Here is a 25,508-nt window from a genome sequence, read left to right as displayed (position 1 = left end):
GTCATCTGACAAAATCATTACACTAAGGCCGTTCTCAACGGGGTGCTAATAAACATACGCAATATCATTCAAGTTGCATCAAGGCAGCAAGCGGGTGAATCCCCTGGAGCATAGATAACTATGTGACTGGGGTGAACGCGCGAAGCTAACGCAGATGCGGCTTGAAGGATGAAGCGTATGGGCTGAGAAAATACCCGTCGAACCTGATCCGGATAACGCCGGCGAAGGGATTTGAGGCTCACTCAAAATCCTTTGCCCCCCCTTTTTTCTGAGGTGCAAAGTGTTGAAAAAATTACTCCCGCTGCTGGCGCTGGTCGCCATGCCCGCTCTGGCGAAGCCTGTCCTCACTGTCTATACCTATGACTCCTTCTCTGCCGACTGGGGCCCCGGCCCGGCGGTCAAAAAAGCGTTTGAAGCGGACTGCGGCTGCGAGCTGAAGTACGTCGCGCTGGAAGATGGCGTTTCGCTGCTCAATCGTCTGCGTATGGAAGGCAAGAACAGCAAGGCTGACGTCGTGCTGGGCCTGGATAACAACCTGCTGGAAGCCGCGGCGCAGAGTAAACTGTTTGCCAAAAGCAACGTACCCGCCAGCGCGGTCAGCGTGCCGGGCGGCTGGGATAACGATACCTTTGTCCCCTACGACTACGGCTATTTCGCCTTCGTCTATGACAAAAACAAACTGGCCAACCCGCCGAAGAGCCTGAAAGAGCTGGTCGAGAGCCCGCAGAAATGGCGGGTCATCTATGAAGATCCGCGCACCAGTACCCCGGGGCTGGGGCTGCTGCTGTGGATGCAAAAGGTCTATGGCGATAAAGCGCCCGAGGCCTGGCAGAAGCTGGCGGCGAAAACCGTTACCGTCACCAAGGGCTGGAGCGAAGCCTACGGTCTGTTCCTGAAAGGGGAAAGCGACCTGGTCTTGAGCTACACCACCTCGCCGGCCTACCACATGATTGAAGAGAAGAAAGACCACTATGCGGCGGCGAACTTCGCCGAAGGCCACTATCTGCAGGTCGAAGTTGCCGCCCGCACCGCCGCCAGCAAGCAGCCGGAACTGGCGGAAAAATTCCTCAAATTCATGGTCTCGCCTGGCTTCCAGAACGCCATCCCCACCGGCAACTGGATGTATCCGGTGACCCAGGTCGCGCTGCCGGCCGGTTTTGCAAGCCTGGTAAAACCGCAGACCACGCTGACGTTTACCCCGCAGCAGGTCGCCAGCGAGCGTCAGACCTGGATTAGCGCATGGCAACGCGCCGTCAGCCGCTAAACCTGAGCGGGCTGCTGCCGGGCCTGTTCGCCGCTACGCTGCTCTGCGCCGTCGCGCTGGCGGCGTTTCTGGCGCTGTGGTTCAGCGCCCCCGGCGCGGGCTGGCGGACGGTCTTCAGCGATAGCTACCTCTGGCATGTGGTGCGCTTCTCCTTCTGGCAGGCGTCGCTGTCAGCGCTGCTCTCGGTGGGGCCGGCTATCTTTCTCGCCCGCGCGCTTTATCGGCGTCGCTTCCCCGGCCGCACGTTGCTGCTGCGTCTGTGCGCGATGACCCTGATCCTGCCGGTGCTGGTGGCGGTGTTCGGCATCCTCAGCGTCTATGGCCGCCAGGGCTGGCTGGCCTCGCTGTTTCACACTTTCGGCTGGCAGTGGGATTTCTCACCTTACGGCCTGCAGGGCATCCTGTTGGCGCACGTCTTTTTCAATATGCCGATGGCCACCCGCCTGCTGCTGCAGGCGCTGGAGAACATTCCCGGCGAGCAGCGGCAAATTGCCGCCCAGCTTGGCATGCGCGGCTATGCCTTCTTCCGCCTCGTCGAATGGCCATGGATGCGCCGGCACATTCCCGCCGTCGCCGCGCTGATTTTTATGCTCTGCTTTGCCAGCTTCGCCACCGTGCTGTCGCTGGGCGGCGGCCCGAAGGCCACCACGATTGAGCTGGCTATCTACCAGGCGCTGAGCTTTGACTACGATCCGGCGCGAGCGGCAATGCTGGCGTTGATTCAGATGCTCTGCTGCCTCGGGCTGGTGCTGCTCAGCCAGCGCCTCAGTAAAGCGGTGGCTATCGGCGTCAGCCATGTCCGCGGCTGGCGTGACCCTGACGATCGCCTGCATAGCCGGCTGAGCGATGGGTTGCTGATCGGCGCCGCCCTGCTGCTGCTGCTGCCGCCGCTGCTGGCGGTCATCGTCGACGGGGTCAACCGCAATATGCTGGACGTGCTGGCGCAGCCCGCCCTCTGGCAGGCATTAACGACTTCCCTGCGCATCGCCATCGCCGCCGGGCTGTTGAGCGTGACCCTGACAATGATGCTGCTATGGAGCAGTCGCGAGCTGCGCGCCCGTCAGCGGCCGCTGGCTGGGCAGGCGATGGAGCTGAGCGGCATGCTGATCCTTGCCATGCCGGGCATCGTGCTGGCTACCGGCTTCTTTCTGCTGCTCAATAACAGCATCGGCCTGCCGGAGTCCGCCGACGGCATCGTCATCTTTACCAACGCTCTGATGGCGATCCCCTACGCGCTTAAAGTGCTGGAAAACCCGATGCGCGACATTGCCGTCCGCTACAATATGCTGTGCCAGTCGCTGGGGATCGAAGGCCTGACGCGACTGCGGGTCATCGAACTTCGCGCGCTCCGGCGCCCCCTAGCCCAGGCGTTAGCCTTCGCCTGCGTGCTGTCGATTGGCGACTTCGGCGTGGTGGCGCTGTTCGGCAACGAGGCGTTCCGCACCCTGCCTTTCTATCTCTACCAGCAGATAGGCGCCTACCGCAGCCAGGACGGCGCCGTCACCGCTCTGCTTCTGCTGCTGCTCTGTTTCTTATTATTTACGCTGATTGAAAAACTTCCGGGGCGTGATGCTAAAACTCAATGATGTGACCTGGCTGTACCAGCATCTGCCGATGCGCTTTACTCTCGACGTCGCGCGCGGCGAGCGCATCGCGGTGCTCGGCCCCAGCGGCGCCGGAAAGAGCACCCTGCTGAATCTGATCGCCGGTTTTCTGCCGCCCGCCAGCGGCAGCCTGCAGATTAACGGCGAGACGCATCACGCGACGCCGCCGGCGCAGCGTCCGGTCTCGATGCTGTTCCAGGAGAATAACCTGTTTAACCATCTGACCATTCGGCAGAATATCAGCCTCGGGATCCACCCTGGCCTGAAACTGAGCCGCGAACAGCAGCATAAAGTCACGGCGATTGCCGCCCAGATGGGAATTGATGCCCTGCTTGACCGCCTGCCGGGAGCGCTCTCCGGCGGTCAACGGCAGCGCGCTGCGCTGGCCCGCTGTCTGGTGCGCCAGCAGCCGGTGCTGCTGCTGGATGAACCCTTCTCGGCGCTCGACCCGGCGCTGCGTCAGGAGATGCTGGCGCTGGTGGCGGATGTCTGTGAACAGCAGCAGCTCACCCTGCTGATGGTTTCGCACAGCGTGGAAGATGCCGCGCGCATCGCGCCGCGCTCGATTGTGGTCGCCGAAGGGCGCATTGTCTGGGATGGCGCTACCGCCGAGCTGTTAAGCGGCCGCAGCAGCGCCTCGCATCTGATGGGGATCAGCGCGCGATAACCTTGTGCAGGATCGCCAGATAGACCGGCATCAGCGGATGGCGGAAGACAAATGTTAACGCCGTTGCCGCCAGCGCGACCATACACGGCGCCAGCCACAGCAGACGCCCGCGCGGCAGCCAGCGGGACAGCCGATCGCCAGACGTTTTCGCGCTCCGCCACAGCCGCCAGCACAGCCACCCCGCCAGCCAGGCCAGCAGCGCCGCCCCCAGCAGCAGCCATTGAAAGCTGGCGCTGTTTTCATCGGCCGGAATATCAATCGCCGCGCCGGCGAGAATCCCCGGCAGGAAATAGAGCGGCGGCCAGAGCAGGCAGCCGATAATATTCGGGAGCACGAATTTGGCCACCGGCAGGTCGAGCATCCCGGCAACCATCGGCACCAGCGGACGCGTCGGCCCGACAAAGCGGCCAATCAGGATGGTGATCATGCTGTGCTGGTGCAGCGCATGCTCGGTTTTTTCCAGCAGGGCGCGGTTTTTCTTCATGAACGACCAGCGGTGCAGCGGCTTTTTAAAGCGCCAGCCGAGCCAGAATGAGATCCAGTCTCCCAGCAGACAGCCCACGATCCCCGCCAGCCACGCCTGCCAGAAATTAACCTCACCGCCGCCAATCAGCGCCCCAAGGCCGGCCATCATCACCGTTCCGGGTAAAATAAGCCCCACCAGCGCCAGCGACTCGAGAAAGGCCACCAGCATCACGGCTAACAACGAGTAGACCGTGGATTGGGTAATAAAGTGTTCGAGCAATGCTTGCATAATGTACCCGGTTAAAAAACGAAGCCCGGATTCTCCGAAGCCATCGCGCCGTCGTCAAGCCAACAATTGTCTTAATAGTTTACTGGCTGTGACATTTAAGCGGGTCATCATTTCACTTTCTTTACTTTTTATTCACATCCCGCGCGGAATTCGCTCGGGCTGGCGCCGGTACATTTTTTGAATACGCGGGAAAAATAAAGCTGATCTTCAAAGCCGACGTTGCGCCCGACGGTGGCGATCGGCATCCGCGTGGTGCTCAGCAACAGTTTGGCCTGGCTGATGCGCTGATCTTCACGCCAGCCGAGCACGCTGATCCCTAACTGCTGGCGGAACAGGTGCGACAGACGCGAGGGCGACAGGCAGACGTGCTGGGCGACGCTGGCGATATCAAAATGGCTGTCCGCCAGATGGTCGCTGATGTACTGGCAGGCGTCGCGCACCCGGTTATCCAGCGGCGGATGCAGCGATTCGTTGATCGCCTCCATCCGCCGCAGCAGGAGCTGTTCCAGCAGATTAATCGCCAGCAGTTCGGAATAGCGCCCCGCCCCCTGTCCGGCATCGACTATCTGGCCGAACAGCTCGCCAAAGCGCGCCTGCCACTGCTCGTCCGGACGGAAAAAGCCGGTCTGGGCGAAGATGGTCGGCCAGTTGAGCCACTCGTGCCAGTAGGCGCGCGGGCGGAAGTAGACCCACTGGTGATACCACTCGCTGGCGTCGGGATGGCGGCCGTAGTGATGGATCTCCCCCGGCGGGAACAGCAGCATATCGCCCGGCCGGCAGACAAACTGCTCGCCGTGGTTGTTGATCACCCCCTCGCCGCGGATCGTCAGGTTGAGGATATAACCTTTCATACCCAGCGGGCGGTCGATAAAAAAATCCAGGTATCCCTGCGCCTCAATCGGCGTCAGACCGGTGACCAGATGAGCGTTAAAAGAGTAGCCCGGCAGCAGCGGATCGTTTTGCGTTTCGGCCATACGCGTGGTTCTCCCCGAAGGTATTAGTGACACCAATTGTCCATATTCATCATTTTATCGCTCTCGGCCCTGTCACGACTGCGACGGCAGTGGGAATTTCGCTAAAAAGCCGCACAGCAAGCGAAAAAAGCGCCAGCGGCGTGCATTCCACCGTGATATGCCGGGTAACAAAAGTGTCTATAAATACGGCAGGAAAGTCCACATCGAATATTTGCACGGCGTCACACTTTGCGAGGTGACAGCAAAATAATCCATAAGATTAGCGAATCCGGCCTGACGGATTTTGCCGGGGATATCTACTGTTGCTGCATGAATGATTTCTGCATGGAGTAACAAGATGGCAATTGCGATTGGCCTCGACTTTGGTAGTGATTCAGTCCGCGCCCTGGCGGTGGAATGCGCCTCCGGCGCAGAACTGGCGGCAAGCGTGGAGTGGTATCCGCGCTGGCGGGAAGGACAGTATTGCGATGGCGCTAACAACCGGTTCCGCCACCACCCGCGAGATTACATCGAGACCATGGAAGCGGCGCTGAAAAGCGTACTTGCCTCCCTGAGCGCCGAACAGCGCGCCGACGTCGTGGGCATTGGCGTCGACAGCACCGGCTCAACCCCGGCTCCCGTTGATGCCGAGGGCAACGTGCTGGCGCTGCGCGAAGAATTCGCTGACAACCCTAACGCCATGTTTGTCCTGTGGAAGGATCACACCGCAGTCGAGGAAGCCGAGGCGATCACCCGCCTGTGCCACCAGCCGGGCAAAGAGGATTACTCGCGCTATATTGGCGGGATCTACTCCAGCGAATGGTTCTGGGCCAAAATCCTCCACGTCACCCGGGAAGATAGCGCCGTCGCCCAGGCAGCCGCCTCGTGGGTGGAGCTTTGCGACTGGGTACCCGCCCTGCTCTCCGGCACCACCCGTCCGCAGGATCTGCGCCGCGGCCGCTGCAGCGCCGGGCATAAATCCCTGTGGCATGAGAGCTGGGGCGGTCTGCCGCCGGCCAGCTTCTTCGATGAGCTTGATCCCATCATTAACCAGCATCTGGCCTGGCCGCTGTTCACCGATACCTGGACGGCCGATGTGCCGGTCGGCACGCTGAGCGCAGAGTGGGCCCAGCGCCTGGGCCTGTCGCAGACCGTGGCCATCTCCGGCGGCGCCTTCGACTGCCATATGGGCGCCGTGGGCGCCGGCGCGCAGCCTAACGCGCTGGTGAAAGTCATCGGCACCTCCACCTGCGACATTCTGATTGCCGATAAAGAGAGCGTCGGCGACCGCACGGTCAAAGGCATCTGCGGCCAGGTCGACGGCAGCGTGGTCCCGCACTTTATCGGTATGGAGGCAGGCCAGTCCGCCTTCGGCGATATTTACGCCTGGTTTGGTCGCATTCTCGGCTGGCCGCTGGAGCAGCTAGCCCAGCAGCAGCCAGCGTTGCGGGAGCAAATCAAAGCCAGCCAAAAACAGTTACTGCCGGCGCTCACCGAAGCCTGGGCCAACAATCCATCGCTGGAGCATCTGCCTGTGGTGCTTGACTGGTTCAACGGCCGCCGCACGCCGAATGCCAACCAGCGCCTGAAAGGGGTGATCACCGACCTTAACCTGGCCACCGACGCGCCGGCGCTGTTCGGCGGTCTGATCGCCGCCACCGCCTTCGGCGCCCGCGCCATTATGGAGTGCTTCACCGAGCAGGGGATCCCGGTTAACAACGTCATGGCGCTTGGCGGTATCGCGCGGAAAAACCAGGTCATCATGCAGGCCTGCTGCGACGTGCTGAACCGTCCGCTGCAAATTGTCGCCTCCGATCAGTGCTGCGCGCTGGGGGCGGCTATCTTCGCCGCCGTCGCCGCCGGTGTCTATGAGGATATTCCAGCCGCCCAGCAGCGGATGGCAAGCCAGGTGGAAACCACCCTGCAGCCGCGCCCGGCGCAGGCACAGCGTTTCGAACAACTCTATCAGCGCTACCAACAGTGGTCGGTCAGCGCCGAACAACACTATCTCCCTTCGGCTGCAAAGGCGGAAAAAGCCCCGCAATCTCAGGCAGCGCTCACCCATTAAGGATACGAAAATGACGATTTTTGATAACTATGAAATATGGTTCGTTATTGGCAGCCAACATCTGTACGGCCCGGAAGCCCTGCGCCAGGTGACGAAGCATGCCGAACATGTGGTGAACAGCCTGAATGCGGAAGCCAAACTGCCGTGCAAACTGGTCCTTAAGCCGCTGGGCACCACCCCGGACGAAATCACTCACATCTGCCGCGACGCTAACTACGATGACAAATGCGCCGGGTTAGTGGTCTGGCTGCACACCTTCTCGCCGGCAAAAATGTGGATCAACGGCCTGACCATTCTCAACAAGCCGCTGCTACAGTTCCATACCCAGTACAATGCCGCGCTGCCCTGGGACAGCATCGATATGGACTTTATGAACCTGAACCAGACCGCGCATGGCGGCCGCGAGTTCGGCTTCATCGGCGCCCGTATGCGCCAGCAGCACAGCGTGGTGACCGGCCACTGGCAGGATAAAGAGGCCCACCAGCGCATCGGCGGCTGGATGCGCCAGGCGGTCTCCAGACAGGATACCCGTCATCTGAAAGTGTGCCGTTTCGGCGATAACATGCGCGAAGTGGCGGTGACCGACGGCGATAAAGTCGCGGCGCAGATCAAGTTTGGCTTCTCAGTGAACACCTGGGCGGTCGGCGATCTGGTGCAAGTGGTCAACAGCGTCAGCGACGGCGATATCAGCGCCCTGGTCGATGAATACGAGAGCAGCTATCGTCTGACCCCGGCGGCGCAGGTTCACGGCGACAAGCGTCAAAACGTGCTGGACGCCGCGCGCATTGAGCTGGGGATGAAACGCTTCCTCGAACAGGGCGGTTTCCACGCCTTTACCACCACCTTTGAAGATCTCCACGGCCTGAAACAGCTCCCGGGGCTCGCCGTACAGCGCCTGATGCAGCAGGGCTACGGTTTTGCCGGCGAGGGCGACTGGAAAACCGCCGCTCTGCTTCGCATCATGAAGGTGATGTCAACTGGTCTGCAGGGCGGCACCTCCTTTATGGAGGATTACACCTACCACTTCGACAACGGCAACGATCTGGTGCTCGGCTCGCACATGCTGGAAGTGTGCCCGACGATCGCCACCGCCGAGAAACCGATCCTCGACGTCCAGCCGCTGGGCATCGGCGGCAAAGCGGATCCGGCGCGCCTGATCTTCAATACTCAGACCGGCCCGGCGATTGTCGCCAGCCTGATCGACCTGGGAGACCGCTTCCGTCTGCTGGTCAATACCATCGAAACCGTCCCGACCCCGCACGACCTGCCGAAGCTGCCGGTGGCTAACGCCCTGTGGAAAGCGCAGCCGGATCTGCGTACCGCTTCGGAAGCCTGGATCATCGCCGGCGGCGCGCACCATACCGTCTTCAGCCATGCGCTGAACCTCGACGATATGCGCCAGTTCGCCGAACTGAATGATATCGAGCTGACGGTCATCGACAACGACACCCGTCTGCCGGCCTTCAAAGACGCGCTGCGCTGGAATGAAGTCTATTACGGTTCAAAACGCTAAGAGGTCGCCCCCTCACCCTCCCCCTCTCCCCGCCGGGGAGAGGGTACCGGCCTGGCGCGATGCCGCCTTTCTCCCTCTCCCGACGGGAGAGGGTCGGGGTGAGGGATACCCGACTCGCCTGCTATTCGGAGCACACTATGTTAGAAGATCTTAAACGCCAGGTGCTGGAAGCCAATTTAGCGCTGCCGCAGCATAATCTGGTGACCTTAACCTGGGGCAACGTCAGCGCCGTCGACCGCGACCAGGGCGTTCTGGTTATCAAACCCTCCGGCGTGGATTACCGCGTGATGACCGCCGACGATATGGTGGTGGTCAGTCTGGAGAGCGGCGAAGTGGTGGAGGGTAAGAAGAAACCCTCGTCGGATACCCCGACCCATCGCCTGCTGTATCAGGCCTTCCCGACGCTGGGCGGCATTGTGCATACCCATTCGCGCCACGCCACCATCTGGGCGCAGGCCGGGCAAGCTATTCCGGCGACCGGCACCACCCACGCCGACTATTTCTATGGTCCGGTGCCCTGCACCCGGCTGATGACCGATGCGGAGATCAACGGCGAATACGAATGGGAAACCGGCAAGGTGATTGTCGAAACCTTCCGCCAGCGCGAGATCGACCCGGCGCAGATGCCCGGCGTGCTGGTGCATTCCCACGGCCCGTTCGCGTGGGGTAAAAACGCCGAAGACGCGGTGCATAACGCCATCGTGCTGGAAGAGATCGCCTATATGGGCATCTTCTGCCGCCAGCTGGCGCCGCAGCTGCCGGATATGCAGCAGACGCTGCTGGATAAACACTATCTGCGTAAGCATGGGGCCAAAGCCTACTACGGCCAATAACCACCCTGCTCGCGCTGCGTTTAGCAGGGCTACGGCTCTGCACCGTCTGGCAGACCGGATAAGGCGCAAGCCGAAATCCGGGGCCACCTCAGCGCCGAATACCTGTATAAAATCCCAGCACCCATTGAGAAACCAGGCTATAATCAGGCCTGGTTTTTTATCATCGAGAGCACCCGTGACCCAGCCACGAGCAGGTTTTCTACTCACCCGTCACTGGCGGGACACTCCGCAAGGCACCGAGCTTTCCTTCTGGCTGGCCACCGACGACGGCCCGCTGCAGGTCACGCTGCCGCCGCAGGAGTCCGTCGCCTTTATCCCCGAAGCGCAGCGGGCGCAGGCTGAGCGACTGTTGCAGGGTGAGAAAGGCTTCCGCTTCGCCCCGCTGGCCCTGAAAGATTTCCACCGCCAGCCGGTTGTCGGCCTCTACTGCCGCGCCCATCGTCAACTGATGCGTCTGGAGAAGATGCTCCGCGACAGCGGCGTCACCCTCTATGAGGGCGATATCCGTCCGCCGGAGCGCTACCTGATGGAGCGCTTTATTACCGCCCCGGTGTGGGTGGAAGGCGAAACGCGCGGCCCACAGCTGGTTAACGCGCGCATGAAACCTAATCCTGACTATCGCCCGCCGCTGAAATGGGTGTCGCTGGATATCGAAACCAGCCGCCACGGCGAGCTGTACTGCATCGGCCTGCAAGGCTGCGGTCAGCGGGTAGTCTACATGCTGGGCCCCGAACCGGAAACGCCGCCAGACGTCGATTTCGATCTGGTCTACGTCGCCAGTCGCTCCCTGCTGCTGGAAAAGCTCAACGCCTGGTTTGCCGATCACGACCCCGACGTGCTGATCGGCTGGAACGTGGTGCAGTTCGATCTGCGCGTCCTGCAAAAGCATGCCGAACGCTACCGCATCCCGCTAAGGCTCGGCCGCGGCAACAGCGAGCTGGAGTGGCGCGAGCACGGTTTTAAGAACGGTGTCTTCTTCGCCCAGGCCCACGGCCGGCTGATTATTGACGGCATCGACGCGCTGAAATCGGCGTTCTGGAATTTCTCCTCCTTTTCGCTGGAGGCGGTGGCCCGCGAGCTGCTGGGCGAAGGCAAAGCCATCGACAACCCATGGGATCGGATGGACGAGATCGATCGCCGCTTCCATGAAGATAAACCGGCGCTGGCCATCTATAACCTACAGGACTGCGAGCTGGTGACGCGGATCTTCCACAAAACGGAGATCATGCCATTTCTACTCGAGCGGGCGACGGTCAACGGCCTGCCCGCCGATCGCCACGGCGGCTCGGTCGCCGCCTTCAGCCACCTCTATTTTCCGCGCATGCACCGCCTGGGCTACGTGGCGCCGAACCTCGGCGACGTGCCGCCCCAGGCGAGCCCCGGCGGCTATGTGATGGACTCCCGCCCCGGCCTGTATGACTCGGTGCTGGTGCTGGACTACAAGAGCCTGTATCCGTCGATCATTCGCACCTTTTTAATCGATCCGGTCGGCCTGGTGGAGGGCCTGGCGCAGCCCGATGACCAGCACAGCATTGAGGGCTTCCTCGGCGCCCGCTTCTCGCGAGACAAGCACTGCCTGCCGGGGATTGTCAGCCAGATCTGGCACGGCCGCGATGAAGCCAAGCGCCAGCACAATAAGCCGCTCTCCCAGGCGCTGAAGATCATCATGAACGCTTTTTACGGCGTGCTGGGCACCAGCGCCTGCCGCTTCTTCGACCCACGTCTCGCCTCGTCGATCACCATGCGCGGCCACGCGATCATGCGTCAGACTAAAGCGTTAATTGAAGCCAATGGTTATGACGTCATCTACGGCGATACCGACTCCACCTTCGTCTGGCTTAAGCGCCCGCACAGCGAAGCGCAGGCGGCGGAGATCGGCCGGACGCTGGTGAACGACGTCAACGCCTGGTGGGCGCAGGAGCTTGGCAAACTCCAGCTAACCAGCGCCCTGGAGCTGGAATACGAAACCCACTTCTGCCGCTTTTTGATGCCGACGATCCGCGGCGCCGATACCGGCAGCAAGAAGCGTTACGCCGGAATGATTCAGGAGGGCGACGGCCAGCGCATGGTTTTCAAGGGTCTGGAAACGGTGCGCACCGACTGGACGCCGCTGGCCCAGCAGTTTCAGCAGGAGCTGTACCTGCGCATTTTCCGCAACCAGCCCTATCAGGATTATGTGCGGGAGACTATCGCCAGGCTGATGAACGGCGAGCTCGATGAGCAGCTGGTTTATCGCAAACGCCTGCGTCGGCCGCTGGCGGAGTATCAGCGCAACGTGCCGCCGCACGTGCGCGCCGCGAGGCTTGCCGATGAGCACAACCTGAAGCGGGGTCGGGCGCAGCAGTATCAGCAACGCGGCACCATCAAATACGTCTGGACCACCGGCGGTCCGGAACCGGTGGATTATCAGCAGTCGCCACTCGATTACGACCACTATTTGTCAAAGCAGCTGCAGCCGGTAGCGGAAGGGATCCTGCCCTTCGTCAACGACGACTTTGCTACAATAGTGACAGGACAGCTGGGGCTATTTTGATTTTTTCTCACCCATTCCGCGGGCGCAGAAGCCTGAAAATGAACCGTGAGGAGGACGTGACGAACGTTCTGCCATCCAGTAATATAGCGCCCTTTCCATTCCTGGCCCCAATTTTGACGCATCTCCGGTTGTCCATGGAGATGATCAACTATTGCCTGCAATTAAAGAACTAAAGAGCCGAACATATATGCCTTTTACACTTGGTCAACGCTGGATTAGCGACACAGAGAGCGAACTAGGATTAGGGACGGTGGTAGCGCTGGATGCGCGCATGGTCACTCTCCTTTTCCCCGCCATCGGCGAAAACCGTCTGTACTCACGCAACGATTCCCCGATCACTCGCGTGATGTTTAACCCGGGCGACACCATTACCAGCCACGAAGGCTGGCAGCTCCACGTTGACAAAGTGCATGAAGAGAATGGGCTGCTGTCCTACACCGGCACCCGCCTCGATACCCAGGAAGCGAACGTCACCCTGCGTGAAGTGCTGCTCGACAGCAAACTGGTGTTCAGCAAGCCGCAGGACCGTCTGTTCGCCGGCCAAATCGACCGCATGGACCGCTTTGCCCTGCGCTACCGCGCGCGCAAGTTCCAGAGCGAGCAGTACCGCATGCCGTGGAGCGGCCTGCGCGGCCAGCGCACCAGCCTGATCCCGCATCAGCTGAACATCGCCCACGACGTGGGCCGTCGTCACGCGCCACGCGTCCTGCTGGCCGATGAAGTGGGCTTAGGTAAAACCATCGAAGCCGGGATGATCCTGCACCAGCAGCTGCTCTCCGGCGCCGCCGAGCGCGTACTGATCGTGGTCCCGGAAACCCTTCAGCACCAGTGGCTGGTGGAGATGCTGCGCCGCTTCAACCTGCGCTTCTCGCTGTTTGACGACGAGCGCTACGCCGAAGCGCAGCATGACGCCTACAACCCGTTCGAAACCGAACAGCTGGTGATCTGCTCTTTAGACTTCGTGCGCCGCAGCAAGCAGCGCCTGGAGCACCTGTGCGACGCCGAGTGGGACCTGATGGTGGTCGATGAAGCGCACCACCTGGTGTGGAGCGAAGAGGCGCCGAGCCGCGAATATCAAGCCATTGAACAGCTGGCCGAGCGCGTGCCGGGCATTCTGCTGCTGACCGCGACGCCGGAACAGCTGGGGATGGAGAGCCACTTTGCGCGCCTGCGCCTGCTGGATCCGAACCGCTTCCACGATTTCGCGCAGTTTGTCGAAGAACAGCAGAACTACCGTCCGGTGGCCGACGCTGTCGCTCTGCTGCTGGCGGGCAACAAGCTGAGCGATAGCGAACTCAATACCCTCGGCGATCTAATCGGCGAGCAGGATATCGAGCCGCTGCTGCAGGCCGCCAACAGCGATCGCGAAGACGCTCAGGCCGCGCGCCAGGAGCTGGTCTCGATGCTGATGGACCGCCACGGCACCAGCCGCGTGCTGTTCCGTAACACCCGTAACGGCGTCAAAGGTTTCCCGAAACGCGAGCTGCACACCATTCGCCTGCCGCTGCCGACCCAGTACCAGACCGCCATCAAAGTATCCGGCATCATGGGCGCCCGCAAAACCGCGGAAGAGCGCGCGCGCGACATGCTCTACCCGGAGCAGATCTATCAGGAATTTGAAGGCGATACCGGCACCTGGTGGAACTTTGACCCGCGCGTCGAGTGGCTGATGGGCTACCTGACCAGCCATCGCTCGCAGAAGGTACTGGTGATTTGCGCCAAAGCCGCCACCGCGCTCCAGCTGGAGCAGGTGCTGCGCGAGCGCGAAGGTATCCGCGCCGCCGTGTTCCATGAAGGGATGTCGATTATCGAACGCGACCGCGCCGCGGCGTGGTTTGCTGAAGAAGACACCGGCGCCCAGGTGCTGCTGTGCTCCGAGATCGGCTCCGAAGGACGCAACTTCCAGTTCGCCAGCAACCTGGTGATGTTCGATCTGCCGTTTAACCCGGATCTGCTGGAGCAGCGTATCGGCCGTCTCGACCGTATCGGCCAGGCGCACGATATCCAGATCCACGTCCCGTACCTGGAAAAGACCGCGCAGTCGGTGCTGGTGCGCTGGTATCACGAAGGCCTCGACGCCTTTGAACATACCTGCCCGACCGGACGGACCGTCTACGACAGCGTCCATAACGAGCTGATCAACTACCTTGCGGCGCCGGAATCCACCGACGGCTTTGACGATCTGATCAAATCCTGCCGCCAGCAGCATGACGCTCTGAAAGCGCAGCTGGAGCAGGGCCGCGACCGTCTGCTGGAGATCCACTCCAACGGCGGCGAGAAAGCCCAGGCCCTGGCGGAGAGCATCGAAGAGCAGGATGACGACACCAGCCTGATCGCCTTCTCGATGAACCTGTTCGATATCGTCGGCATCAACCAGGACGACCGCGGGGAAAACCTGATCGTCCTCACCCCTTCCGACCATATGCTGGTGCCGGATTTCCCGGGCCTGCCGGAGGACGGTTGCACCATCACCTTCGAGCGTGACGTGGCGCTGTCCCGTGAAGACGCGCAGTTCATCACCTGGGAACACCCGCTGATCCGCAACGGCCTCGACCTGATCCTCTCCGGCGATACCGGCAGCAGCACTATTTCCCTGCTGAAGAACAAGGCGCTGCCGGTCGGCACTCTGCTGCTGGAGCTGATCTACGTGGTCGAAGCGCAGGCGCCGAAGCAGCTGCAGCTCAACCGCTTCCTGCCGGCGACCCCGGTTCGCATGCTGCTGGATAAAAACGGCAACAACCTCGCCGGCCAGGTGGAGTTTGAAAGCTTCAACCGCCAGCTGAGCGCGGTCAATCGCCACACCGGCAGCAAGCTGGTCAACGCGGTGCAGCAGGACGTTCATGCCATTCTGCAGCAGGGCGAAGCGCAGATCGCCAAGGCGGCGCAGGGGCTGATCGACGCGGCGCGTAGTGAAGCCGACGATAAGCTGACGGCGGAACTCTCCCGTCTGGAAGCGCTGAAGGCGGTCAACCCGAACATCCGTGACGACGAACTGGCGGCGATTGAAAGCAACCGCCAGCAGGTGCTGGAGGCGCTGGGACAGGCCGGATGGCGTCTGGACGCGCTGCGTCTGATCGTCGTCACTCACCAGTAACGGAACGCGAAATGGCGATGGAAAACTACAATCCGCCGCAGGATCCCTGGCTGGTGATCCTGTATCAGGATGAGCACATCATGGTGGTCAACAAGCCGAGCGGCTTGTTGTCCGTGCCGGGTCGTCTTGATGAGCATAAAGACAGCGTGATGACGCGCATTCAGCGCGACTTCCCGCAGGCCGAATCGGTGCATCGCCTTGATATGGCCACCAGCGGCGTGATTGTGGTGGCGCTGAATAAGGCGGCCGAGCGCGAACTGAAGCGCCAGTTCCGCGAGCGCGAGCCGAAGAAGCAGTACATCGCCCGCGTCTGGGGCCATCCGCAGCCGGCGGAGGGCCTGGTGGATTTACCGCTGATTTGCGACTGGCCGAACCGGCCAAAGCAGAAGGTGTGTTATGAAACCGGCAAAGCGGCGCAGACCGAGTATGAGGTGCTGGAGTACGCGGAAGATAATACCGCCCGCGTGCGCCTGAAGCCAATTACCGGACGGTCACACCAGCTGCGCGTGCATATGCTGGCGCTGGGACATCCGATCCTTGGCGACCGCTTTTACGCCACGCCGGAGGCGCTGGCGATGGCCCCGCGCCTGCTGCTTCACGCCGAGACGCTCACCATCACCCACCCCGCCTACGGCAACGCGATGACCTTCCGCGCGCCGCTCGACTTTTAGGACCTCCCCGGCAGCGCTCTGCTGCCGGGGAATGCTAACCCGTTAATCGCGGGCAAACCACGCGTCAATCATTTGCTCAACGCGGGCAACGACGAGATCGGTGTCGTGACGACGGCTACGCGCGCAGGCGTGCGCCGGCTCATCGCACAGCAGGCAGCGGCGCTGCGACTCGCCCAGCGACTGGCGTCCCACCTGCCCGCTCTGCGGACAGATCACATCGATATCCCACAAGCGTCCCAGCGGATGGCTCTGCTCCAGCGTACTGCACATCGCTTTGATTTCGCTGGCCGGATGCGCCACGCACCACAGCGCTTCAGGCCCGGTCGGCAGCCACAGCACCTGACGATCCAGCGTTTGCCAGCGGTGCTTCCAAAGCAGCTGATCGCAGGCCTGGAGGGCTACGCCCATCATGTTGCGATAGCGAATGCTGTCCTTCACCGCCCCGGGGGTCACCAGGGTCAGGGAAATAACAGGCTGCTGATAATGGGCCAACCAGTCGGCCTGGCGGGCTGCACGCTGCTCTTTCGCCGCCAGCAATGCGTCGATGCTGACGCCCGCCTGGGCGGGAGTATCCACTGACATTAATTCCTCTCCTACATATGATAAATGCGACAGCGCCTGGACTGTCATAATGATGGTTGCGATAGCCGATCGCGCGCTGATTGTAACGCTAAATGCGGAGCATTTAGGATACAGAACGCAGATATTTTCGGCGTTCTGTAGCGGAAAATAGCAGTTTTATCGCTGAGCGTAGCGTTATATCACGCCAGATAGTGGCTGAGGAACAGCAACCCCAGAGAGACATTTATCGCCCCGCCAATCCGGGTAGCGATCTGCGCGAACGGCATCAGGCTCATGCGGTTACCAGCGGTCAGGATCGCCACATCGCCGGTGCCGCCCTGCCCGCTCTGGCAACAGGAGACAATCGCCACATCGATCGGGTGCATCCCTATCTTTTTACCGACCAGGAAACCGGTCGCCACCAGCGCGGAGACGGTGCTGACGATCACCAGCAGATTGGTGAAAGTGAAGGCGTTCACCAGCTCCTGCCACGGGGTGATCGCCACACCGACGGCAAAGAGGATCGGGTAGGTGACCGCGGTGCGGAAGAATTTATACACCATCTGCGATCCCTCCTGCAGGCGCGGAGACACCACATTAGCCAGCTTTAACAGCACCGCGAGAAACAGCATGCCCACCGGCGCCGGCAGACCAATCAGTTTGTGGCCGAGCATCCCCATCATATACAGCAGTACCGCCAGCAGCGCGCCGGAGGCCAGCGTCCCGACGTCGGTTTTACCGCTCATGCCTTCACTCTCGCCGAGGCTGCGGGTTTCATGGCTGCGGTTCGGCATCAGTTGCCCTTCGCCGGTCAGATGCGGGAAGCGCTTGCCGAGCTGGTTGAGGCAGCCGGAGATAACGATCGCCGTCAGGCTGCCGAGCATCACCATCGGCAACACCCGGCCCAGGGCCACCCCCTGCTCCATATGCATCAGCGCGGCATAGCCCATCGACAGCGGGATCGCCCCTTCCCCCACGCCCCCGGCCATGATCGGCAGCACGATAAAGAAGAACACCTGAAACGGCTCCATGCCCAGCAGCGTGCCAACGCCGATGCCCACCAGCATGCCGACCACCTCGCCGCACAGCATTGGGAAGAAGATCTTCAGGAAGCCCTGAATCAGGGTGGTGCGGTTCATACTCATGATGCTGCCGACGATAATGCAGCAGATATAGAGATAGAGGATGTTGGTGGATTTATAGAATTTGGTGGTGGATTCCACGACCACGTCCGGCAGCAGACCGTAATGGACCAGCGCGGAAGGAATAAAAGTGGCGCAGATCGCCGCCGCGCCGAGTTTCCCCAGCACCGGCAGGCGTTTACCAAACTCGCCGCAGGCGAAGCCAAAGAAAGCCAGAGTGGCCACCATCACCACGATATCGCTCGGCAGTTTACCGCCAAGGCAATCGAGGGCAATCAGCCCCCCGGCCAGCAAAAACAGCGGCAGCGGGACGATCCCTACCTTCCAGTTATCCATGATGTGCCACCAGCGCTGCCTGAGCGTGGCTTTCGGCGTATTGATCGGTTCAAGGGTTGCAGAGAATGCATTGTCTGTCGTGCTCATAAATTCAGCCCTGTCGTTATTATTCATTTTCAGCGTAAAGGGACAGCGGCGTCGTTAATGTGAAGCTCCCCGAATTAAAAAAGAAGTTTTAATGGTCACTATGGTTTTTATGGTTTCTATTCGCGGATCCGCGCAGGGGTGATATATCTCTGATTTATTATCGTGGTTTTTATGGTTTTTATTTCCCATCACGCCTTATATCCACCGCAACCGCTGGCGGCAGCCCGCGCCTGCGCCGCTGATCACAACTTTCCTTTAACATTTACGTCACGTGACAGAAAAATGATAGAGTGCCGGTATGGTGAATACGTCGTCCGGGACCTATGAAATTATCTTTTCAATATAAGCTGTTTATTTCGCTGGTCGCTTTTTTCTCAGTCCTCTTTATCGCACTGGGTATTTATTATTACTTTGATGCCAGCCGCCAGCTTTATCAGGAAATGAGCGCCCGGGCCAAAATTCAGGCCGAAGAGATAGCCCTGATGCCAAATTTACGTCAGCAGGTCAGCCGGCATGACCCACAGGCGATTCAGGCGTTTATGCAGCAAATCGCCGCCCATAGTGACGCCAGCTTTATCGTCATCGGCGACCGCCAGGGGGTGCATCTGTTTCATTCGGTCCATCCGGAGTGGGTCGGCACGCGGCTGGTTGGCGGCGACAACCAGGCGGTACTGGAGGGAAAATCCATTACCACCATTCGCAAAGGCGGACTTGGGGTCTCGCTGCGCAGCAAAACGCCGATCGTCGATGACGAGGGGCGGGTGATCGGCATTGTCTCCGTCGGCTACCTCACCAGCTATCTCGACAGCATTACCCTGACCAAAGTGATCAATATTTTTATCGCCGCCGTTCTGCTGCTCATCGCCCTGTTTATCTTCTCCTGGTACTTTACCCGCAGCATCAAAAAGCAGATTTTTTCGCTCGAGCCGCGGGAGATAGGCCTGCTGGTGCGACAGCAAAAAGCGATGATGGAGTCGATCTTTGAGGGGGTGATCGTCATCGATCGCCAGCGGCGCATTGAGGTGATAAACCATGCCGCCCGCAGCCTGCTGGGACTCAGCCAGCCCGCCAGTCAGCTGCGCGGTCAGTCGATTGACAGCGTGATTTCCCCGCAGCCCTTTTTCGCCAGCGGCGACATGCTTGAGCGCGACACCCACGATGAGCTGTGCCGCTTCAACCAGTTGACCGTGCTCGCCAGTCGGGTACGCATTATGCTGGAGAATACCCTGCAGGGCTGGGTGATCACATTCCGTGACCGCAATGAAATCAATGCCCTCACCGCCCAGCTGAGCCAGGTGAAGCGCTATGTCGACAATCTGCGCATCATGCGCCACGAGCAGCTCAACCGGATGACTACCCTCTCCGGCCTGCTGCATATGGGCCATTATGACGAAGCGATCCGCTATATTCAGGCCCAGTCGGAACATGCTCAGGAGCTATTGGACTTTATCTCCTCGCACTTCCACTCGCCGACGCTGTGCGGTCTGCTGCTCGGCAAAGCCACCCGCGCCCGCGAAAAAGGCGTGGCGCTGAGCTTCGACCCGGCCTGCCGCATCGACCGTCCCCTGCCGTCGCTGATGGAATCCGAGCTGATCTCCATCATCGGCAACCTGCTGGATAACGCCATCGAAGCCACGCAGCGCGCCGAGCTTCCGCATGAGCCGGTGGAAGTCCTGATCCAGCTCAACGCCCGGGAGCTGATTATCGAAGTGGCCGACCGCGGCGTCGGCATCCGCCCCGATATCCGCGAGCGCATTTTTGAACGCGGCGTCACCACCAAAACCCGTGGCGATCACGGCATTGGTCTGTATCTTATTGAACATTATGTCACTCAGGCGGGCGGCACCATCGAAGTCGCCGATAATGCGCCGCGGGGAACGATCTTCACCCTGTTTATCCCGGCCGACGCACCTGCCCGTCCGCACCCGGAGGCCCACGATGCATCATGACCTGGTCGATGTGCTAATCATTGAAGATGAGAGCGAGCTGGCGCGCCTGCACGCCGAGCTTGTGCAGAAACACCCGCGTCTGCGGCTGGCGGGCATGGCGGCCTCCCTCGCCCAGGCCCGCCAGTTGCTCCACGCCACCCCGCCGCAGCTGGTACTGCTGGATAACTATTTGCCGGACGGCAAAGGGGTGACGCTGATGACCGATCCGGCGCTGGCGACCAGCCAATGCTCGGTGATCTTTATCACCGCCGCCAGCGATATGGAAACCTGCAGCCAGGCTATCCGCAACGGCGCCTTCGACTATATTCTTAAGCCGGTATCATGGAAGCGGCTGAGTCAGTCGCTGGAGCGTTTTATCCAGTTCTACGATCAGCAGCGGGAGTGGAAAATCGTCGATCAGCAGAACGTCGATTCCCTCTATCAACTGCAGGCGAAGAACTATCGCGTAGATAGTGGCAGCAAGGGGATTGAAGAGAAGACGCTGGCGCTGGTGCAGGGTCTGTTTAGCGGCCGGGAAGCGCACTGCTTTTCCGTTGATGAGGTGGTCAGCGCCGCCGGACTCAGCAAAACCACCGCCCGCCGCTATCTTGAACACGGCGTTGAGACCGGGTTTCTGGAGGTGGAGATGCTGTATGGAAAAATCGGCCATCCGCGGCGGCTGTATCGCCGCGCACAGGCCAAACGCTAACCCCTCTCGCCGGGCGAGGGGCTGAAAAACTCAGAAGCCGCGCTGTTCTTTGATCAGCTCCCAGGCCTTCTGGATCTCCTGGGCTTTCTGTTTGGCCATCTCCATCATCTCCGGCGGCAGCCCTTTCGCCACCAGCTTGTCCGGATGGTGCTCGTTCATCAGCTTACGATAGGCGCGCTTCACCGTCGCCGCGTCGTCAGTCGGTTTCACCCCCAGCACGTTGCAGGCGTCCTCCAGCGTTGGCCCGCGCTGCGCCTGCTGCCAGCCGGCGTTGCCGCCGTGCTGACCATAAGATTGCTGCTGCGAACCGCCGCCAAACTGGGCGCCGCCCTGCATCATTCGCAGGAATTGATCGAACTGGGCGCGAGAGATGCCAAGCTCATCGGCGATGACGAACAGCACTTCACGTTCGTTAGGGTGCAGTTCGCCGTCAGCGAACGCCGCCTGCAGCTGAATTTCCAGAAACATCCGAATCAGATCGAAGCGGCCAAAGCAGACGCTGCGCAGCTGGCGCATCTTCTCGCGCAGCGGATAATTGTCGGCTTTGCCGTCGCGAAACGCCTGCTGCGCCGCGGTACGCGAAGCGCCGTGCAGATTCATGCGATCCATCAGCACATTGGCGACGTGAATATCCGCCTCGGTAACGCGACCCTTGGATTTGGTCAGATGCCCCATCACTTCAAAGGTGGTGGAAAAGAAGAGCGACTGACGCTCCTGCTGATTGGCGAAGAGATTCAACCGGCGGCTGCGCGCCCGGTCAAACATATGGCCGACCAGGAAGCCGAGCACCACGCCCCAGAACCCACCGCCCATCAGCAAAGCTACTGCCACGCCAATCACTTTACCCAAATACTGCATAGACTCCCCAACTGTTTGTCGCCGTTAAGCACGAATATGACCGCACGTTACCCGGCACTCGCGCCTCGGTCAATTGTGGGACATAGCCTATAATTTGCTTTATCATACTCGTCATTCAACAGGGTGCCTAACGCTCGGGCTCGAAACGGGCAGGATTAACACTAGCGTGATAAAGTTGAGTAAGTTAGGCTCTGACCGTTTGCAAGCCGCTGCCACAAGATGATGGAACAATAAATACAACGTATGAAAAAACGTATTCCCAGCCTCCTGGCTACGATGATTGCCAGCGCCTTGTATAGCCAACAAGGCCTCGCTGCCGATCTCGCAACGCAATGTATGCTTGGCGTGCCAAGCTTTGATCGTCCGCTCGTGGAAGGGCGGCCTGGCGATCTGCCGGTGACGATTAACGCCGATCATGCGAAGGGCAATTACCCGGACAACGCCGTCTTTACCGGCAACGTCGATATCAACCAGGGGAATAGCCGCCTCCGCGCCGACGAAGTTCAGCTGCATCAGCAGCAGGCCGCGGGCCAGGCGCAGCCGGTGCGCACAGTGGACGCGCTGGGCAACGTGCATTACGACGATAACCAGGTGATCCTCAAAGGACCAAAAGCCTGGTCGAATCTGAATACCAAAGATACCAACGTCTGGCAGGGCGATTATCAGATGGTCGGACGCCAGGGACGCGGTACTGCTGACCTGATGAAACAGCGCGGTGAAAACCGCTATACCATTCTGGAAAACGGCAGCTTTACCTCCTGTCTGCCGGGCTCCGACACCTGGAGCGTCGTGGGCAGCGAAGTTATCCACGATCGCGAAGAGCAAGTCGCCGAGATCTGGAACGCCCGCTTCAAGCTTGGCTCCGTGCCGATTTTCTACAGCCCCTACCTGCAGCTGCCGGTGGGCGATAAGCGTCGTTCAGGCTTCCTGATCCCGAACGCGAAATACAGCACCAAAAACGGCGTGGAATTCTCCCTGCCGTACTACTGGAACATCGCGCCAAACTTCGATGCCACCATCACCCCGCACTATATGAACAAGCGCGGCGGCGTGATGTGGGAAAACGAATTCCGCTACCTGACCCAGCTCGGCAGCGGCTTAACGGAGTTCGACTACCTGCCGTCGGATAAAGTCTACGAAGATGACCACTCCAGCGACAGCAACAGCCGCCGCTGGCTGTTCTACTGGAACCACTCCGGGGTTATCGATCAGGTGTGGCGTCTGAACGCTGACTACACCAAGGTCAGCGATCCTGACTACTTCAACGATTTCAGCTCGAAGTATGGTTCCAGTACCGACGGCTATGCGACGCAGAAATTCAGCGCCGGGTATGTCAATCAGAACTTTGACGCCACGGTCTCAACCAAGCAGTTCCAGGTCTTCGATCGGGAGTCGAGCAACTCCTACTCGGCTGAGCCGCAGCTCGACATTAACTACTACCAGAACGATGTCGGTCCGTTCGATACCCATCTGTACGGCCAGGTCGCCCATTTTGTTAACTCGAATAACAACATGCCGGAAGCGACCCGCGTTCACTTCGAACCGACGATCAACCTGCCGCTGTCGAACGGCTGGGGCAGTCTGAATACCGAAGCCAAGCTGCTGGCGACCCACTACCAGCAGAGCAACCTCGATAAGTACAACGCCGCCAACGGCACGGACTACAAAGAGTCCGTTAGCCGCGTGATGCCGCAGTTTAAAGTCGACGGCAAAATGGTCTTCGAGCGCGACCTGCAGGAGGGATTCACCCAAACGCTGGAACCACGCATGCAGTATCTGTATGTGCCGTACCGCGATCAGAGTGAAATCGGCAGCTACGACTCCACGCTGTTGCAGTCGGACTACACCGGCCTGTTCCGCGACCGTACCTATAGCGGTCTCGACCGCATCGCGTCGGCCAATCAGGTCACTACCGGTATCACCTCGCGCGTGTATGACGCCGCCGCGGTGGAACGTTTTAACATTTCCGTTGGTCAAATCTACTATTTCACCGAGTCACGCACCGGTGATGACAACATCAACTGGGAGAACAACGACACCACGGGTTCACTGGTATGGGCCGGCGACACCTACTGGCGCATTGCCGATAACTGGGGTCTGCGCGGCGGGATCCAGTACGATACGCGTCTGGATAACGTCGCAACCGGTAACGGCACCATTGAATACCGTCGCGATGAAAACCGCTTAGTCCAGCTTAACTATCGTTACGCCAGCCCGGAATATATTCAGGCCACACTGCCGTCATATTCCACCGCGGCGCAATATAAAGAGGGTATCTCGCAGGTGGGGATGACCGCCAGCTGGCCGATCGTCGATCACTGGTCCGTGGTCGGTGCCTACTACTACGATACCAATACCCGAAAAGCAGCAAACCAGATGTTGGGTGTCCAGTATAACTCCTGCTGCTACGCCATCCGTCTTGGCTACGAACGTAAAGTCAACGGCTGGGATAGCAACAACAACGGCGGCGAGAGCAAATACGACAACACCTTCGGAATCAATATCGAATTGCGCGGTCTGAGCTCTAACTACGGCCTCGGCACCCAGCAGATGCTGCGTTCGAACATTTTACCGTACCAGAGCTCCCTGTGATGCGGCTGGTTTACAACATCATCCGCATTTGCGGTTAATCGAAATGGAAAAAGTATGAAGAACTGGAAAACGCTGCTTCTCGGTATCGCCATGATCGCGAATACCAGTTTCGCTGCCCCCCAGGTGGTCGATAAAGTAGCGGCCGTCGTCAATAATGGCGTCGTGCTGGAAAGCGACGTCGATGGTTTGATGCAATCGGTTAAGCTCAATGCTGGTCAGGCTGGCCAACAGCTGCCGGATGACGCGACCCTGCGCCATCAGATCCTCGAAAGACTGATCATGGACCAGATCGTGTTACAGATGGGGCAGAAGATGGGCGTGAAGGTCTCTGACGACCAGCTCGATCAGGCCATCGCCAACATCGCTAAACAAAACAACATGACCATGGATCAGATGCGCAGCCGTCTGGCCTATGAAGGCATCAACTACAACACCTACCGTAACCAGATCCGTAAAGAGATGCTGATTTCGGAAGTGCGTAACAATGAAGTGCGTCGTCGCATCACCGTGCTGCCGCAGGAAGTGGAAGCGCTGGCCAAACAGATCGGCGACCAGAACGACGCCAGCACCGAGCTCAACCTGAGCCACATCCTGATCCCGCTGCCGGAGAACCCGACCTCCGATCAAGTCGCCGCGGCCCAGGAGCAAGCGAATGCTATCGTTGAGCAAGCGCGCAACGGCGCCAACTTCGGTAAACTGGCGATCACCTACTCCGCCGACCAGCAGGCGCTGAAGGGCGGCCAGATGGGCTGGGGTCGTATCCAGGAGCTGCCGGGCATTTTCGCCCAGGCGTTAAGCACCGCGAAGAAAGGGGATATCGTCGGTCCGATCCGTTCCGGCGTCGGCTTCCACATTCTGAAAGTGAACGATCTGCGCGGCGGGACCCAGAACATCTCCGTCACTGAAGTGCATGCCCGTCATATTCTGCTGAAGCCATCGCCAATCATGAACGATGCGCAGGCTCAGGCGAAGCTGGAGCAAATTGCCGCCGACATTAAGAGCGGGAAAACCACCTTCGCTAAAGCGGCGAAAGCGTATTCTGAAGATCCGGGCTCGGCGAACCAGGGCGGTGATTTAGGCTGGGCCACGCCGGATATCTTCGACCCTGCGTTCCGCGATGCGCTGATGCGTCTGAACAAAGGGCAGACCAGCGGACCGGTGCACTCCTCCTTCGGCTGGCACCTGATCGAACTGCTGGATAGCCGTCAGGTCGACAGAACCGACGCCGCGCAGAAAGATCGTGCTTACCGTATGCTGATGAACCGCAAATTCTCTGAAGAAGCGGCAACCTGGATGCAGGAACAGCGCGCCAGTGCGTATGTTAAAATTCTGAGCAACTAA

18 protein-coding genes and 1 riboswitch are annotated in these 25,508 nt (G+C 60.1%); of the genes, 13 read left to right on the top strand and 5 right to left on the bottom strand.

Annotated elements, in window-relative coordinates:
- The first annotated feature begins 28 nt into the window (after positions 1–28).
- A riboswitch (TPP riboswitch) is annotated at positions 29–248 on the top strand.
- A 32-nt stretch (positions 249–280) separates the two neighbouring features.
- The 3 genes from thiB to thiQ are packed head-to-tail and all read left to right on the top strand — an operon-like array spanning position 281 to position 3,535.
- Complete coding sequence (gene thiB / locus MKS11_RS16535) at positions 281–1,264, top strand: thiamine ABC transporter substrate binding subunit (RefSeq protein ID WP_065878103.1); 984 nt, start codon at positions 281–283, stop codon at positions 1,262–1,264.
- On the top strand, positions 1,240–2,850 hold the full coding sequence (thiP, locus tag MKS11_RS16530; protein WP_004204304.1) for a thiamine/thiamine pyrophosphate ABC transporter permease ThiP: 1,611 nt from the start codon (positions 1,240–1,242) through the stop codon (positions 2,848–2,850). The genes thiB and thiP overlap by 25 nt, the downstream gene beginning before the upstream one ends.
- Positions 2,834–3,535 (top strand): thiamine ABC transporter ATP-binding protein ThiQ, encoded by a 702-nt coding sequence (gene thiQ, locus MKS11_RS16525; RefSeq protein WP_017901198.1) that lies wholly within the window; start codon positions 2,834–2,836, stop codon positions 3,533–3,535. The genes thiP and thiQ overlap by 17 nt, the downstream gene beginning before the upstream one ends.
- Here the strand turns inward: thiQ and MKS11_RS16520 are convergent.
- Both MKS11_RS16520 and araC read right to left on the bottom strand, forming a co-directional pair.
- Positions 3,522–4,289, bottom strand: a complete 768-nt coding sequence (locus MKS11_RS16520; RefSeq protein WP_004204302.1) for a DedA family protein — start codon at positions 4,287–4,289, stop codon at positions 3,522–3,524. The genes thiQ and MKS11_RS16520 overlap by 14 nt on opposite strands.
- 128 nt (positions 4,290–4,417) lie before the next feature.
- Positions 4,418–5,263 carry an arabinose operon transcriptional regulator AraC gene (gene araC / locus MKS11_RS16515; protein ID WP_004204301.1) on the bottom strand — a complete coding sequence of 282 codons (846 nt, stop codon included), beginning with the start codon at positions 5,261–5,263 and terminating at the stop codon, positions 4,418–4,420.
- A gap of 337 nt (positions 5,264–5,600) precedes the next feature.
- Here araC and araB point away from each other — a divergent pair, with 337 nt between their 5' ends.
- The 6 genes from araB (at position 5,601) to rluA (ending at position 15,954) form a co-directional block, all read left to right on the top strand.
- Positions 5,601–7,310 carry a ribulokinase gene (gene araB / locus MKS11_RS16510; protein ID WP_087771765.1) on the top strand — a complete coding sequence of 570 codons (1,710 nt, stop codon included), beginning with the start codon at positions 5,601–5,603 and terminating at the stop codon, positions 7,308–7,310.
- A gap of 10 nt (positions 7,311–7,320) precedes the next feature.
- The gene (araA, locus tag MKS11_RS16505) at positions 7,321–8,823 is read left to right on the top strand and encodes an L-arabinose isomerase (RefSeq protein WP_004204297.1); all 1,503 of its coding nucleotides are present in this window, start codon (positions 7,321–7,323) and stop codon (positions 8,821–8,823) included.
- A gap of 137 nt (positions 8,824–8,960) precedes the next feature.
- Positions 8,961–9,656 carry an L-ribulose-5-phosphate 4-epimerase gene (araD, locus tag MKS11_RS16500; RefSeq protein ID WP_017901201.1) on the top strand — a complete coding sequence of 232 codons (696 nt, stop codon included), beginning with the start codon at positions 8,961–8,963 and terminating at the stop codon, positions 9,654–9,656.
- Positions 9,657–9,831: 175 nt separating this feature from the next.
- Positions 9,832–12,189 carry a DNA polymerase II gene (polB, locus tag MKS11_RS16495; RefSeq protein ID WP_087771766.1) on the top strand — a complete coding sequence of 786 codons (2,358 nt, stop codon included), beginning with the start codon at positions 9,832–9,834 and terminating at the stop codon, positions 12,187–12,189.
- 187 nt (positions 12,190–12,376) lie between these two features.
- Positions 12,377–15,283 carry an RNA polymerase-associated protein RapA gene (gene rapA, locus MKS11_RS16490; protein ID WP_004204289.1) on the top strand — a complete coding sequence of 969 codons (2,907 nt, stop codon included), beginning with the start codon at positions 12,377–12,379 and terminating at the stop codon, positions 15,281–15,283.
- Between the two features lie 11 nt (positions 15,284–15,294).
- Positions 15,295–15,954, top strand: a complete 660-nt coding sequence (rluA, locus tag MKS11_RS16485; protein WP_004204288.1) for a bifunctional tRNA pseudouridine(32) synthase/23S rRNA pseudouridine(746) synthase RluA — start codon at positions 15,295–15,297, stop codon at positions 15,952–15,954.
- A gap of 42 nt (positions 15,955–15,996) precedes the next feature.
- Here the strand turns inward: rluA and citX are convergent, their stop codons facing one another.
- The gene (gene citX, locus MKS11_RS16480) at positions 15,997–16,536 is read right to left on the bottom strand and encodes a citrate lyase holo-[acyl-carrier protein] synthase (protein ID WP_004204286.1); all 540 of its coding nucleotides are present in this window, start codon (positions 16,534–16,536) and stop codon (positions 15,997–15,999) included.
- A 179-nt stretch (positions 16,537–16,715) separates the two neighbouring features.
- The gene (locus tag MKS11_RS16475) at positions 16,716–18,080 is read right to left on the bottom strand and encodes a 2-hydroxycarboxylate transporter family protein (protein ID WP_004204284.1); all 1,365 of its coding nucleotides are present in this window, start codon (positions 18,078–18,080) and stop codon (positions 16,716–16,718) included.
- Between the two features lie 323 nt (positions 18,081–18,403).
- On the opposite strand from MKS11_RS16475, the gene MKS11_RS16470 reads away from it, so the two are divergent.
- Together MKS11_RS16470 and MKS11_RS16465 are read left to right on the top strand one after the other, a co-directional pair.
- On the top strand, positions 18,404–20,029 hold the full coding sequence (locus MKS11_RS16470) for a sensor histidine kinase (RefSeq protein WP_017901206.1): 1,626 nt from the start codon (positions 18,404–18,406) through the stop codon (positions 20,027–20,029).
- On the top strand, positions 20,019–20,717 hold the full coding sequence (locus MKS11_RS16465; RefSeq protein ID WP_004204282.1) for a response regulator: 699 nt from the start codon (positions 20,019–20,021) through the stop codon (positions 20,715–20,717). Before MKS11_RS16470 ends, MKS11_RS16465 begins: the two co-directional genes overlap by 11 nt.
- Before the next feature lie 30 nt (positions 20,718–20,747).
- On the opposite strand, the gene djlA is transcribed toward MKS11_RS16465, so the two are convergent.
- Positions 20,748–21,575, bottom strand: a complete 828-nt coding sequence (gene djlA / locus MKS11_RS16460; RefSeq protein WP_008807470.1) for a co-chaperone DjlA — start codon at positions 21,573–21,575, stop codon at positions 20,748–20,750.
- Between the two features lie 243 nt (positions 21,576–21,818).
- Between djlA and lptD the strand changes: the two genes are divergently transcribed.
- Together lptD and surA are read left to right on the top strand one after the other, a co-directional pair.
- The gene (gene lptD, locus MKS11_RS16455; protein WP_284109628.1) at positions 21,819–24,167 is read left to right on the top strand and encodes an LPS assembly protein LptD; all 2,349 of its coding nucleotides are present in this window, start codon (positions 21,819–21,821) and stop codon (positions 24,165–24,167) included.
- Positions 24,168–24,221: 54 nt separating this feature from the next.
- Positions 24,222–25,508 (top strand): peptidylprolyl isomerase SurA, encoded by a 1,287-nt coding sequence (gene surA, locus MKS11_RS16450; protein ID WP_004204278.1) that lies wholly within the window; start codon positions 24,222–24,224, stop codon positions 25,506–25,508.

It is taken from the genome of Klebsiella sp. K5-45, assembly GCF_030128605.1.
In the GTDB taxonomy this organism is placed as follows: Bacteria; Pseudomonadota; Gammaproteobacteria; order Enterobacterales; family Enterobacteriaceae; genus Klebsiella; species Klebsiella quasipneumoniae.
Note: the sequence above shows the minus strand (reverse complement) of the source record. Positions and strands in the feature narration are given on the sequence as shown.

Coding starts and splice junctions, on each gene's coding strand:
- thiP (WP_004204304.1), top strand. CDS start 1,240: ATGGCAACGCGCCGTCAGCCGCTAAACCTGAGCGGGCTGCTGCCGGGC.
- thiQ (WP_017901198.1), top strand. CDS start 2,834: ATGCTAAAACTCAATGATGTGACCTGGCTGTACCAGCATCTGCCGATG.
- MKS11_RS16520 (WP_004204302.1), bottom strand. CDS start 4,289: ATGCAAGCATTGCTCGAACACTTTATTACCCAATCCACGGTCTACTCG.
- araC (WP_004204301.1), bottom strand. CDS start 5,263: ATGGCCGAAACGCAAAACGATCCGCTGCTGCCGGGCTACTCTTTTAAC.
- araB (WP_087771765.1), top strand. CDS start 5,601: ATGGCAATTGCGATTGGCCTCGACTTTGGTAGTGATTCAGTCCGCGCC.
- araA (WP_004204297.1), top strand. CDS start 7,321: ATGACGATTTTTGATAACTATGAAATATGGTTCGTTATTGGCAGCCAA.
- araD (WP_017901201.1), top strand. CDS start 8,961: ATGTTAGAAGATCTTAAACGCCAGGTGCTGGAAGCCAATTTAGCGCTG.
- rapA (WP_004204289.1), top strand. CDS start 12,377: ATGCCTTTTACACTTGGTCAACGCTGGATTAGCGACACAGAGAGCGAA.
- rluA (WP_004204288.1), top strand. CDS start 15,295: ATGGCGATGGAAAACTACAATCCGCCGCAGGATCCCTGGCTGGTGATC.
- citX (WP_004204286.1), bottom strand. CDS start 16,536: ATGTCAGTGGATACTCCCGCCCAGGCGGGCGTCAGCATCGACGCATTG.
- MKS11_RS16475 (WP_004204284.1), bottom strand. CDS start 18,080: ATGAGCACGACAGACAATGCATTCTCTGCAACCCTTGAACCGATCAAT.
- MKS11_RS16470 (WP_017901206.1), top strand. CDS start 18,404: ATGAAATTATCTTTTCAATATAAGCTGTTTATTTCGCTGGTCGCTTTT.
- MKS11_RS16465 (WP_004204282.1), top strand. CDS start 20,019: ATGCATCATGACCTGGTCGATGTGCTAATCATTGAAGATGAGAGCGAG.
- djlA (WP_008807470.1), bottom strand. CDS start 21,575: ATGCAGTATTTGGGTAAAGTGATTGGCGTGGCAGTAGCTTTGCTGATG.
- lptD (WP_284109628.1), top strand. CDS start 21,819: ATGAAAAAACGTATTCCCAGCCTCCTGGCTACGATGATTGCCAGCGCC.
- surA (WP_004204278.1), top strand. CDS start 24,222: ATGAAGAACTGGAAAACGCTGCTTCTCGGTATCGCCATGATCGCGAAT.